The organism is Shimia abyssi (assembly GCF_003014475.1).
GTDB classification, from domain to species: domain Bacteria; phylum Pseudomonadota; class Alphaproteobacteria; order Rhodobacterales; family Rhodobacteraceae; genus Shimia; species Shimia abyssi.
Window position 1 is genome coordinate 20,469 of record NZ_PYGJ01000005.1, and the last position, 11,981, is coordinate 32,449.

Below are 11,981 nucleotides of genomic sequence, written 5' to 3' on the forward strand. Positions count from 1 at the left end.
ATGCATTTACCAGACCCTTCCCAGCGCTACCCCATCACGTTGCCCGACGGCAGTGCACACAAGGGCACTGTGTTCCTCTCGCAGGTCATCGATCACCCAAAATTCCACGCAGGGGCCTATACTTACGCCTCAGACTTCAACCCACCCCAAGATTGGGCCAGCCATCTCGCGCCCTATCTTTTTCCGTTTTCTCAGGAAACGCTCAGCATTGGCAAGTTCTGCCAAATCGCCCATGGTGTGCGCTTTCTGACCAGCTCAGCCAATCACGCTCAGGATGGGCTCAGCTGCTATCCTTTCCCGGTGTTTGACCCGGCAAATATGCAAGCTTATCAGCCCGATACGCGCGACACTTCCATCGGAAACGACGTCTGGATTGGCTACGGCGCCTTGATCCTGCCCGGTGCCCGGATTGGTAACGGTGCCATCATTGGTGCAGGCGCTGTCGTGGGCGGCACGGTGCCCGACTATTCTGTCGTCACCGGCAATCCCGGCACTGTCGCCCGTTTGCGATTTTCGCCCGATGACGTCGCCCGATTGCTGGCACTTGCTTGGTGGGATTGGCCCGTCACCCTGATCGAACACGCCCTGCAAGCGATCCTAAAAGGCGACATCGCCGCGCTCGAACACCTCGCCCCCTGAACGAACAAGGGCGGCTCCTTGCGGAACCGCCCTCAAAAACCTCTGGCACATTCGCTAGTGCCCGCCTCCCAGAACCCCGGTCTTGACCGAGTAGTCCACGGCAATTTCATATTCAGGGTCATCATCACTGTCGATCATCAGGTGCCCTGCGCGGGTCAACAGCTTGTGACAATCCCGGCTCAGGTGTCGCAGCATGATATTCTTGCCCGCCGCCTCATACTTGGCCGCAACAGACTCAATCGCCTGCAACGCCGACTGATCCACCACCCGGCTGGCCTTAAAGTCCACGATCACCATGTCCGGATCGTCCTGGATGTGAAACAGCTCCGCAAACCCGTCAGCAGAGCCAAAGAACAGCGGCCCCTGAATTTCATACACCTTGGCGCCAATCTCGGTTTCCGACTCTCGCTCGATGGCGTGAATACGCCGCGCGTTCTGCCACGCATAGGCCAGCGCGCTCACGATCACGCCCACCACAACCGCCACGGCAAGGTCTTCCATGACTGTCACAACCGTCACCAGCACGATCACAAACGCATCCATCAAAGGCACTTTGCGCATGATCTTGAACGAGTTCCACGCAAACGTGCCAATCACCACCATGAACATAACGCCAACCAATGCGGCCAATGGAATCTGCTCGATCAACGGGCTTGCCGCCACGATGAACAGCAACAGGAACAGCGCCGCAACAATGCCCGCAATCCGCGTCCGTCCGCCCGATTTCACGTTGATCATCGACTGACCAATCATCGCACAGCCGCCCATGCCACCAAAGAAGCCGGTGGTCACATTAGCCACGCCTTGCGCGATACATTCCTGGCTGGCGCCACCACGCTTGCCGGTCATCTCCCCAACAAGGTTCAGCGTCAGCAGGCTTTCGATCAGCCCAATCGCCGCCAGAATGACCGCATAGGGCAAGATAATATAAAATGTCTCAAGGTTCAGCGGTGCCAACGGTGTGCCATAAATCCCAAGCCCCTCACCAAACGGAATATGGAACGCCGGGAAACCACCCTCGATCGAGGCCATATCGCCCACGCGCGGCACATCCAGACCAAAGCCAATCACCACAAACGCCGTGATCGCGATACCTGCCAGCGGCGCCGGGATCACCTTGGTGACCTTGGGCATCCCCCACACGATCACCATCGTCAGCCCCACAAGCGCCAGCATCGTGATCAACTGCGGGCCTGCCAGCCATTCGCCGCCGGTCATGCCATGCCCATCAGACACCATCGATCCGGGCACTTTGAACTGGCTCATCTGAGCGAGGAAAATCACAATCGCCAGCCCGTTCACAAAGCCCAGCATCACCGGATGCGGCACCAATCGGATAAACTTGCCCCAATGCATCGCACCTGCGATAACTTGCAAGATCCCCATCAACACCACGGTCGCAAACAAGTACTCAACCCCGTGCTGCGCGACCAAGGCCACCATGACCACCGCCAAGGCCCCCGTCGCCCCCGAGATCATGCCCGGACGCCCGCCAATAATCGCCGTGATCAACCCCACCAGAAAGGCCGCATAAAGCCCCACCAGCGGGTGCACTCCTGCGACAAAGGCAAAAGCCACCGCTTCGGGCACCAAGGCCAGCGCCACGGTCAGCCCCGAAAGCACTTCGGTGCGGATCCGGCCTGCACTTAGCCCTTCATCCTGCATGATGGAAAGGTTGGGCGGGGAAATGTTCTTGGCCAGCATGGCCAGCGCCGCGCGTCTCATGAGCTACCTGTCTTTCTAGGGTGTGGGGTGTTGTTCGCTTGGCGCAGTCCCTAACGACAAATGCCCTTAATCACAATGCCCACAACACAAACCCGCCATGCGCGTTGCTCAAACACCCCGCCGCGCTGACGGGCTGCGCTCCCGTTTTTTTTAAACAGTCATTCGATACGTGTTTCCAGAACCTCGACGCCGCGAGACCCAGCCATTTGCACGCTCTGACGGTCAGGTAGAGATTTGTCTTAGATCCCTCGCTGCCATGCCGACTATTTCAAAACCGCGGGCCAACCAGCTGCGCGAAGCTCGGCTATGACTTGTTCGGCATGTTCCGGGTATTGGTAAAACTTCTTCAGGATAGGTTCCGGGCGAAACGCCGGCCAGGTCTGCGCCAGCTCATCCAAAAGGGCGCGCGCAACTTCTGTGCGACCAGCCGCCTGACTTGCAGCGGCCTTATAGGTCAATGTCAACTCGCTCACTGGACCGCCATCCTGAATGGCTGCATCAAACCAAGCGATGGCCTCGTCGAAATGACCCAAATGGTAATTCGCCACACCCTGCACATTGAGATAAGCGGGCTGACGACCCTTGTTATCACGTGGTCGAGCGGGGTCCGAAGCCTGCAACCCTTCTTCAAAATGCCCCGTGATCAGCGCTGTCACGGCGTAAAAATCTAACACTTTGCCGTCCATCGGGCTGAGGGACACCGCAAACCGGCTCAACTCAACGGCCTCAGTGAAGTTCTGCGCCGCCAGAGCGACCCAGGCGACGGCCGAGTGGGACCAGCCGGACAACGGGGCGAGTTCAACGGCCTGTTTAGCAAAGCTCTCGGCCTCCTCCAGAAATTTCGCGCTCTGTTCTGCGCTCGGAGCGATCAAGGCGAGGGTCGCGAGGCTGTGCGCAGCACCTGCATATCCACCAGAATGAGTTGGGTCGATCCGGATCGATTCCCGGTACATTGCAGTCGCCAGTTTCTGATGTTCTGCATCGGCTATCGGAAACAAAAGATCACTCGCCTTTTCGGCCAGATTGGCGGCCTGCAGTGTCGCGGTCGATTTCTCCGCCAGCGCCGTACGTTCAAGGCTGTTCTGTGCGCTCATGACCGCACGGTGCCCACTGTCTTCTGGTGGATCAGCAGGCTCAGTGCGCATCTGCCAGAACAAAACCGCTAGACCGCAAATGCCAGCAACCGCCAAAAGCTTGCTCAAGGGCCCAAAGCGCCTAGCGGCGCCATTGTTGTGCGCTGGTTCGTCAATTGCAGGTGGCGCCTCCTGATTTAGTTCCTCGAACCGGGGAACATAGCCACCGCTGTCGATGTGGATGCGAACCGTCTCGGTGGCTCTTTCCGCCGCATAGTACTCCGCTAGCTTGCGTCGTAACCGGCCCGCGTCGACACGTACAATACTGTCAGTGTCATCAGGGTCGCGGCCATAAACGCCATGCGCGATGCTCTTCCCTGAGAGCAGATCAGCACGGTCTTCGAGAGTCTCTTCTACAACATGCCTCAAAAAGGCGCGCAGTCGACCGGCGTTTGCGAACGATGGGCTGGACAGGGCAGACTCAAGCGCTGTGCGGACTGAGTTTTCCATAACGGCGCCCGCACTACTTTCTCTCTCGCTGTCGTTGGACATCTTCATCAAAGCACAACAATTCCAAAACGTTACAGCACGTTACATCTGCAATGTAACACCACATTCACAGTAAAACCCTTGCTTGGGAATGCAAGGGGTAAGCATCTTGTATCAATGAACCCGATAAACCCAATGCGTAACGGTGCCATTCGATCCCCAGAGGACCTCTTTGCCGAGCAACGCAGCGAAGTTCGAAGGCTGCGCAATGACGATCCGGTATTTGACGAGATCTGCCACGACTTTGAGTTGATGGCCAAAGTCTTACGCGAAGGTAAGCAAAACGATGAGGCCGTCGCAGAGAGCCTTGACGGTCTGTCAGAAGAGATCCGGCGACACCTTCGCGCCCGATCGACCGCAGAATGACCACTGACGCGCAAACAATTCACCACCAATAGGAGGAATGAGATGACGAAATCCGAGATGGCGCAAACCAGCAGGATGCTGGTCGCGGTGGCCTTAGCCGGGATGGTGACAGCCCCGGCTTTCGCCCAGACCGCAGAGGGTCCGGGCGGCCTCGTTCACGACGCAGAGTACTACGTTCTCATGGCCCAAAACGGCGAAAGCTGGGCAGCGGAGGACGCGGACATCCAGGCAAAGCTGGCCGCATTGCGCGAGAAGCACGGCACCCCGCCAAACCTCATCCACATCATGTGGGATGACACTGCTTATGGTGATCTCGGAATGCCTGGCATTCAGGCAGTGCGCGGTCTCGATACCCCTAACATCAACGCACTTGCCCAAGAAGGTATGATGTTTACCCGCATGTACACCGAGGTTGGCTGTACCCCCAGCCGCGCCGCTGCGATCACGGGGCGCCTGGCCGTTCGTTCAGGCATGTACAACATTGGCATGCTACAAGAGAGCCATGGTCTGAATGCTGAAGAGGTTACTCTGGCCGAAGTCTTAAGTGATGCTGGCTACGCCACCGCATTTTTTGGCAAATGGCACCTTGGCGACATCGAACAAAGCTACCCCCACAATCAGGGTTTCGATGAGGCGCTTTTTACCGGGTATAACCAAATCCTCTCACTAAACACTCGCGAGGCAGAGCAGGGCAACGCTTCGATCGGCCTCTTCGAGGACATGCTGCCCGAGAACCCTTACAAACTGGACGACACATTCATCACCAAAGACTGGGTGATGGCCGCCGAAGGCACCAAGGGCGGGGAAACACTGCAATGGCGTGACAACACAACCGAATCCTATGAAGCAATGGATGACGAAGGTTTCAAACGCATGTTTGCCTTCATCGAGGCCAACGCCAAGGAGGGCAAACCTTTCTTCGTCGCCAGTTGTCCAAATATGGCGAACTTCATGCCGATCCGCCCCAAATGTACCCGCGCTCGCGCCTTGCTGCAAAATGGGCTTCAGTGCACAATCGATCCGTTCATTGCGGAACTGCGCGCCAAACTTGATGAACTGGGCATCGCGGAAAACACTCTGATTGTGGCGATGGCTGATAACGGACCAATGTCACACAACCCGCCCCCTGGCACTGGTTTTGCTGAAACGATCTTCCGCGGCGGAAAAGGCGATTTTCTCGAAGGCGGTGTACGTGTTCCAGCCTTTGCGGTCTGGCCAAGCGTGATCAAACCTGGATCGCTTCCCAATGATATGATCCACATCACCGATCTGTTTACGACATTCGCCAGCCTCGGTGGAGCCATCGGCAACATCCCAACGGATCGCGTGATTGATGGTGTCGACCAAACAGCACTGTTACCGAATGGTGATACCGCAGGTCGGCGGGACTATACATTTACCTATGCGGGTCCGACGCTTGGCGCGGTCGTAAAGGGTGACTACAAACGCCACATGATCTCGCCTGATCCAATCGGTGAAGCCAGCGGCATTCCAGCAGCTTTTTACTTCCTGCCGTCCGATCCACGCGAAGTACAACCTATGTTGACCAACCTTATCCACCTAAAGCGTCCCTTTAACCGGATGGTGCTACGCCACAACCTGTGGAAAGAAAAGTATCCGGATCGCCCGGAAACGCATGGTATCCCGTGGACAGGTATCGCCAATGCGTCCGAGGCGCTAAAGCGTGAGCAAAACCCGCAACTGATCTTGAAAGATCTGCCATTTGATCCGCTCGAATATATCGATCATCTGGACGAACTTCCTTTTGATCCGAACGCTGATCCAAGTATCGGACAATGAGTTAACAGCATTCCGGCCTTCCCCGTGAGGGCCGGGATCCCTTTTCCAGCTGAACAACGAAAGGCCGCCTTGTTTACCCACAGGCGCCTCGTGCAATCCACCGCCCCACCACTTCCACCTACGCACCGTTGACATTGACCCGTGCCGCGGCTCAGGCTCTGATGCACAGGGTGCTCACGCTCGACGAAACGTTCCTGACAGAGCATTTTGATTACGAATAACTGGCTGCAATGACGTAGCGCCAAACAACAAAGGGATATTTCTAGATGCTTATTGTTCTCGGTCTCTACGCCGGTCTTGTCTGGATTATCTTCTTCAAAATGAAGTTCCTTCCCTGGAACGGTTTCTTTAAATCCGTGGTGTGGACGGTTGCGCTCGTCATTGCCCTTGTTGTGATTGGCGCCTTAAACCACACGACCCCAACCGGTCGGGTTTCCGTACAGGGCGTCGTAACCAATATCGTTCCCAATGTGTCAGGGCGTGTAACTGATGTCGTGGTAGAGCCCGGAGCAGAGGTCAAGGAGGGCGATGTCCTGTTCCAGATCGATGATACGGTCTATGCAGCAGAAGTGGCGCGCCTAGAAGCCTCTCTGGAATCGGCACGGTCTGCCGCAGACCAGCTTCATCTGGACCTCGAGGCCGCAAAAGCCGAGATTGACTCGCTGAATGTTCAACTGGTCTTTGGAATCCAGCGCCGGGACGACATCATACGCCTCGAAGACCGAGGTGCCTCAACGACGTTCCAATTGCAGGAAGCCGTGTCCACTATTGATCAGCTCACGGCTGGCATAAGAGGGGCAGAAGCACGCAAAGCGGGGCTAGAACGCCGGATCGCGGCACAGGTCGACGGTCAGGATGTCGGCGTAGCCGAAGCCGAGAACGCGCTGGTCGCGGCGCGCTGGAACCTCTCGCAGACAACAGTACGCGCACCTGATGATGGCCTTGTGACGGGCCTTACTCTTCGACCAGGCAACCGGGTTACAACACTGCGTGGGGCGATCAACTTCATGATCCCGCAGGACCGCAGAATGGTAGCTACCCTGCCTCAATCGAGCCGCGGCAATGTCGCCGTCGGAGACGAGATCCGCGTGGCCCTGAGAGCTCTGCCTGGAAAAGAACTCACTGCGCGTATTGCGGCACTACCGCCGGGAACCGCAGAAGGTTCGCTTGATACACGCAGCGGGTTGCCGAGTTTGCGCGATCTCCGCGGGAGCGCAGAATTCCCTGTCATGATTGAAACCCCAGACGGGATTGACCCTGTATCCTTACCCATCGGTGCCTCTGGAACCGCATTGGTCATGACTGACAAGGCCGGCGCTATCGGAATCTTGGCGGAAATATTGTTCTGGATCACAAAGATGATGAACTATCTCTGACCAAGGTATTTTGGTTACGCAGACTTGCTTGGCGTTTCCGTCCATTCGGGAGCCCAGCTAAAACTCCTTTTGACGGTCCGCGATGACTCTCTTGTAGTACCCATCACGGGCTAGCGACCGTTCAGAACAGGCCACTCCGCCTGGAGGTCTGTCGCAAAACCGACCAGCAATATGGCCCGCTCCTTAGCATTCTTGGGGTATCGGCCTGTAACTGCTGGCGTCTGCTTTGCCTCGCGCCACCATTTTTTGGATGTACGGCTTCGGACATTGGCGCCCCCTTTGTTAAAAATTGCGCGGCCGCTACTTTACTCTTCCCCCTTTCACCCCCTTGTGACTGGACCCTGCGTGCGTCCGGCTCCACCTTATGGCATCAACACCAAGGACACATGATGCGCTGGCTACTTCCTCTCCTCCTTTCAGTTCCACTTGCTGTCCCCCTTTCCGCTCAGGATCGTGAGGGCAACGACACTCCTGGTGAATGGGTCGTCACGCATTTCGAACCCTTTGGCATCTGGACAAGCATTTGCGATGAACGCCCTGATAACGGCGCCCTCTCACAGCGCTGCTACATCCGCTGGGTCGACGTCTTTTCGCGCGCGCCCAAATTCGCCGGGCAGTTTGTCTTCATCACCCCCGAACCAAATGGGCCCAAAGTTGACTTCGGTATGGAACCGGGCACCATTTACGATCCGGACGGGTTCCGTATCACTTCAGCCGACGACACCATTATCTGGTCCACCCAGCGAGGCGGGTGCCTGACTGGCCTTGCCTGCACGTTCAGCGGCGATGACGCAACACCGCTCGTTGATGCCATGCAAACCGGTGACGCCTTTCGCTTTACCTTCACCGATCGGCACGGAGCACCACGCAACCTGACTTGGCCCCTCAAAGGGTTCGCACCCGCATATGAGGATTTCGTCGCGCAATCGGATAAACGCAATCTACCCTGAGCGCGCGATGCGCTTAAACACAAATGCAACAAATCTGGCACCGATGCGTTACCGACAAAATACCGACGTGATACCGACGTCAGGCTTTGAGTCGAAACGGCGCATTAACCTCTTGGTGAACCCAGTTGCATTATCTGCGTCACAGGCCCAAAACTTGACCCCAAAATAACAGCGCTAACAAAGGATCACTTTCATGAGCGAGACCATGATTGCCGTCATCGGCGGTTCCGGCATTTATGACATTGACGGGTTGGAAAACGCCAACTGGCAGACCGTCGAAACCCCTTGGGGAGCGCCCTCTGACCAGATCCTGACCGGTACGCTCAACGGTGTAAAAATGGCCTTTCTGCCGCGCCATGGACGCGGCCATGTGCACACGCCCAGCTCTGTTCCTTACCGCGCCAATATCGACGCATTAAAGCGGATCGGGGTCTCTGATGTGATCTCGGTTTCGGCTACCGGATCATTCCGCGAGGAGATGGCGCCGGGAGATTTTGTCGTTGTAGATCAATTCATTGACCGCACTTTTGCACGCGAGAAATCCTTTTTCGGTCCCGGCCTTGTTGCCCATGTCAGCGTTGCCCATCCCACGTGCCCGCGCCTGTCCGATGCCTGCTTCACGGCCGCCACGGATGCCGGTGTGACCGTGCACAAGGGGGGAACTTACCTCGCCATGGAAGGCCCGCAATTCTCAACGTTGGCGGAATCCAAAATGTATCGCGAACATTGGGGCGCGGATGTGATCGGCATGACCAACATGCCCGAGGCCAAACTCGCACGCGAGGCAGAGCTGTGTTATGCCTCGGTCGCCATGGTGACGGATTATGACAGCTGGCACCCCGATCACGGCGAAGTGGATGTCTCTGAAATCATTGCCACTTTGACCGGCAACGCGCAAAAAGCCCGCGACCTCGTCGCCCGCCTCCCCGCCCTGCTCGGTGGCTCTCGCGACTTATGCCCACACGGCTGCGACCGCGCATTAGAATACGCCATTCTCACCGCCTCCGACGCCCGCGACGCAGCCATGACCGCCAAGCTCGACGCGATCGCAGGCCGCGTGTTGGGATGAAACTCCTGAGGCGCGCCATAGCTCTCACGCTGTTCCTGTGCATGGGCACATTCGCCTTCGCACAAGAATACATCACGACCCAAGGCCGCCTAAGCGACCCGGATTTCTATCGCTTGATCTCATGTGGCGCCCCACCTGGCGGGGATTGCAACAAACCCATCGTGCGCTGGTCCAGCCGGGATGCGCGGCGCTTGACGGTTGGCATCACTCGCATTGACCCCGCATTTCCAGCATCTCGCATCCCCCAGATAGAGGCAGCTGTTTCATCAGCAATTCAACAGCTTAACAATAGTGGCGCTGACATCAAACTGCGGCCATCGGCAAACCGTCCAAAGATCCCGATCCTACTTCTCGACATCCCAGAAGGCGGCACGTTACACGGCACGGGCATATCTGGCCTAGACGGCATTGAGATCGAAGCCGCACGTGTTCAGATCTAGTGGGATGGCAACCATCGCATTAAACGCAGCGCCATTGTAATCGGCACAGGTATTGGCCCAGACGCAATCAACTCCACAATGCTCGAAGAAATCACTCAGGCGCTTGGCCTGTTGACGGATATTGATAACCCCTACTACACCAATCGAAGTATCTTCTCCCAAGACGGCTACAGCCTCTCGCGCATTCAGGGTCAAGACCGTATGGTCCTGAGACGTCACTACCCCTAAAGGAACAACCATGCCCTTTGATCTCTGGCTCACTTTCGTCGCCGCTTCCACCGCGCTCTTGCTAATTCCCGGGCCGACGATCCTCTTGGTACTGTCTTATGCCCTGTCACAGGGTCGCCAAGTGGCCGTTGCCACTGCGGCCGGTGTTGCCCTTGGCGATTTCATCGCGATGACCGCTTCGTTGCTTGGATTGGGAGCCATCGTGCTGGCCTCAGCTACCGCATTCACTGTGCTAAAATGGGTCGGTGCAGCCTATTTGGTTTGGCTGGGCTTTAAGATGATCAAGGGGGCGCAACATGCTGAAATCGGGTCACTAATGCGCGCCCGCACACTGCCCGCCCGCGGAGTGTTTGGACATGCCGCCGCCGTAACGGCACTCAATCCCAAAAGCATTGGGTTTTTCATTGCTTTCGTGCCGCAATTCATCGATCCGACACGCCCCTTGTCCGTGCAATTTGCCATTCTGATAGCGACATTTGTGACGCTCGCCGCGTTGAACGCACTGGCCTATGCCCTTTTGGCAGATCGCTTGCGCGCGCGCATCGAACGTCCTTCGGTCATTCGCTGGCTCACGCGCACAGGCGGCGCTACGCTCATTGGAATGGGGGTTCTGACGGCAACCTTGCGCCGCTCTGCCTGACAGGGTGGCGGCGATCTATTCGTCGAGCTGGTTTTCTTTCATGAATTTGCGAATAAAACCGCGAATTTCGCGCGCTGCGCTTGTGTCGAGCTCTTTGCAGAGGTCGACAAACGCATCGCGCTCGTTCTTGTCCAGTCGCAAAACCAACTGACTGTCCTTCTTGGCCTTGGATTTGCCGTCTTTTTTCGCCACGTTTACCCCACGTTTACGCGTCTCATGTTAGCCAAATTTAGCATCTAGTTCGCGCACAGTATATACAAAAACTATACAAAAGACACACAACGATATCTGAGGCGGTTTGAGAAAGGAATGAAAAATGAACCTTCACGCCGCGAAAACGCTCTTGGTTGAGGACCGGATGGACTGGCACAAGCCGCATGTGGCTTGGTTTGGGGTGCGCATGTACCGTTCGTCGCGCCGCCGCTGGGAGTAACCTGTTTTCGGCTTCGCCAAAAGAATGGAACCGTCTGCCACTTGATTTAAGGGGCGGTTTGGGTGATTGCTGTGCCCGAATTACCGACAGGCAGAGGCGCAAAAATGGCCAAGAAAACTGAAGTCAAAGACTATATCCGAACAATCGTGGACTTCCCTCATGAGGGTATTCTGTTTCGCGATGTAACAACGCTATTTGCAGACCCGCGTGGGTTTCGAATGGCGATCGACCAAATGTTACACTCCTATGCAGGCGAGCGGATTGACAAAGTCATCGGGCTTGAGGCGCGTGGATTTATCCTTGGCGGAGCTATCGCCCACCAGCTCAGCGTCGGCTTTGTGCCCGTCCGCAAAAAAGGCAAGCTGCCCGGCACCACCATTTCCGAAGAATATAAACTGGAATATGGCGAGGCGATTGTCGAAATCCATGACGATGCCATTCAGCCCGGCGAAAAGATCCTCTTGGTCGACGACCTGCTCGCCACGGGTGGCACGGCAGAGGCCGGGATCAAACTGGTGGAACGTCTTGGTGGCGAAATCATCGGATGTGTTTTTATCATCGACCTACCCGATCTTGGCGGACGCAAGCGATTGGAAAACCTCGGTATGGATGTGACCGTTCTCTGCGAATTCGAAGGTCTCTGAGTGATCGCGTCAGGCGTCGCCAGCACGCTCTTTAACGCGGCGGCTCGCC

General features: G+C 56.7%; 13 protein-coding genes. 10 read left to right on the forward strand and 3 right to left on the reverse strand.

Features of this window, described 5'->3' with window-relative positions:
* On the forward strand, positions 1–639 hold the full coding sequence (locus CLV88_RS10075) for a CatB-related O-acetyltransferase (protein ID WP_106608273.1): 639 nt from the start codon (positions 1–3) through the stop codon (positions 637–639).
* Positions 640–693: 54 nt separating this feature from the next.
* Here the strand turns inward: CLV88_RS10075 and CLV88_RS10080 are convergent, their stop codons facing one another.
* Together CLV88_RS10080 and CLV88_RS10085 are read right to left on the reverse strand one after the other, a co-directional pair.
* A complete protein-coding gene (locus tag CLV88_RS10080; RefSeq protein WP_106608274.1) occupies positions 694–2,364 on the reverse strand; it encodes a SulP family inorganic anion transporter in 1,671 nt (556 codons plus the stop codon).
* Between the two features lie 263 nt (positions 2,365–2,627).
* Complete coding sequence (locus tag CLV88_RS10085; protein WP_106608275.1) at positions 2,628–3,947, reverse strand: hypothetical protein; 1,320 nt, start codon at positions 3,945–3,947, stop codon at positions 2,628–2,630.
* A gap of 156 nt (positions 3,948–4,103) precedes the next feature.
* On the opposite strand from CLV88_RS10085, the gene CLV88_RS10090 reads away from it, so the two are divergent.
* From CLV88_RS10090 to CLV88_RS10125, 8 genes are all read left to right on the forward strand, one after another.
* Complete coding sequence (locus CLV88_RS10090; RefSeq protein ID WP_133169942.1) at positions 4,104–4,352, forward strand: hypothetical protein; 249 nt, start codon at positions 4,104–4,106, stop codon at positions 4,350–4,352.
* A gap of 42 nt (positions 4,353–4,394) precedes the next feature.
* On the forward strand, positions 4,395–6,152 hold the full coding sequence (locus CLV88_RS10095) for a sulfatase-like hydrolase/transferase (protein WP_207797046.1): 1,758 nt from the start codon (positions 4,395–4,397) through the stop codon (positions 6,150–6,152).
* 266 nt (positions 6,153–6,418) lie between these two features.
* Positions 6,419–7,528, forward strand: a complete 1,110-nt coding sequence (locus tag CLV88_RS23575; protein WP_106608277.1) for an HlyD family secretion protein — start codon at positions 6,419–6,421, stop codon at positions 7,526–7,528.
* 389 nt (positions 7,529–7,917) lie between these two features.
* Complete coding sequence (locus CLV88_RS10105; RefSeq protein ID WP_106608477.1) at positions 7,918–8,478, forward strand: invasion associated locus B family protein; 561 nt, start codon at positions 7,918–7,920, stop codon at positions 8,476–8,478.
* 193 nt (positions 8,479–8,671) lie between these two features.
* Positions 8,672–9,547 (forward strand): S-methyl-5'-thioadenosine phosphorylase, encoded by an 876-nt coding sequence (locus tag CLV88_RS10110; RefSeq protein ID WP_106608278.1) that lies wholly within the window; start codon positions 8,672–8,674, stop codon positions 9,545–9,547.
* Entirely contained in the window at positions 9,544–9,987 is a 444-nt protein-coding gene (locus CLV88_RS10115) for a hypothetical protein (protein ID WP_133169943.1), read from the forward strand. Before CLV88_RS10110 ends, CLV88_RS10115 begins: the two co-directional genes overlap by 4 nt.
* An 18-nt stretch (positions 9,988–10,005) precedes the next feature.
* Entirely contained in the window at positions 10,006–10,215 is a 210-nt protein-coding gene (locus CLV88_RS10120) for a DUF2927 domain-containing protein (RefSeq protein WP_106608280.1), read from the forward strand.
* Positions 10,216–10,225: 10 nt separating this feature from the next.
* Positions 10,226–10,855 carry a LysE family translocator gene (locus CLV88_RS10125; protein WP_106608281.1) on the forward strand — a complete coding sequence of 210 codons (630 nt, stop codon included), beginning with the start codon at positions 10,226–10,228 and terminating at the stop codon, positions 10,853–10,855.
* 15 nt (positions 10,856–10,870) lie between these two features.
* On the opposite strand, the gene CLV88_RS23010 is transcribed toward CLV88_RS10125, so the two are convergent.
* Complete coding sequence (locus tag CLV88_RS23010; RefSeq protein ID WP_165798854.1) at positions 10,871–11,047, reverse strand: hypothetical protein; 177 nt, start codon at positions 11,045–11,047, stop codon at positions 10,871–10,873.
* A gap of 345 nt (positions 11,048–11,392) precedes the next feature.
* On the opposite strand from CLV88_RS23010, the gene CLV88_RS10130 reads away from it, so the two are divergent.
* Positions 11,393–11,932 carry an adenine phosphoribosyltransferase gene (locus tag CLV88_RS10130; protein ID WP_106608282.1) on the forward strand — a complete coding sequence of 180 codons (540 nt, stop codon included), beginning with the start codon at positions 11,393–11,395 and terminating at the stop codon, positions 11,930–11,932.
* Positions 11,933–11,981 lie beyond the last annotated feature (49 nt).